Below are 501 nucleotides of genomic sequence, written 5' to 3' on the forward strand. Positions count from 1 at the left end.
AACCTCGCCGCCACCGTCATGCCGATCCCGGACGCCGGTCAGGTCGAGTTCACCGTCGACGGCGTCCCCGTCGGCACCGCCGACGTGGGCACCGGTGACGGCGTCGCGACCCTGCCGCACACCTTCACCACCGTCGGCACCGCCAACGTGGTCGCCAAGTTCGTCGGCACCGCCGGATTCACCCCGTCCACCTCCGCCGGGTTCTCGGTCACCGTCAAGGCCGCCGAGCCCAACCGTGAGGCCACCACCACCGCGCTCGCCGTCTCCGGTCCCTCCACCGTCGGCCAGGCGATGACCTTCAAGGCCACCGTCGCCCCCGCCGGCGCCAACGGCACCGTCCAGTTCAAGGCCGGCACCACCGAGATCGGCGCCCCGGTCGCCGTCGTCGACGGCGTCGCGACCCTCTCGCACACCTTCGACACCGCCGGCACCTACGGCATCACCGCGGTCTTCACCGGCGGCGCGGGCTTCGCGGACTCCGTCTCCGGCCCGACCGTCATC

1 protein-coding gene is annotated in these 501 nt (G+C 72.9%); it reads left to right on the plus strand.

Features of this window, described 5'->3' with window-relative positions; genetic code table 11:
- Positions 1-501: Ig-like domain-containing protein (locus RT2_RS24940; protein WP_139280396.1), on the plus strand; the 501-nt coding region annotated here is incomplete at both ends.

Origin of the sequence: Rhodococcus tukisamuensis NBRC 100609 (assembly GCF_001894985.1) — a bacterium.
In the GTDB taxonomy this organism is placed as follows: Bacteria; Actinomycetota; Actinomycetes; order Mycobacteriales; family Mycobacteriaceae; genus Rhodococcus_G; species Rhodococcus_G tukisamuensis.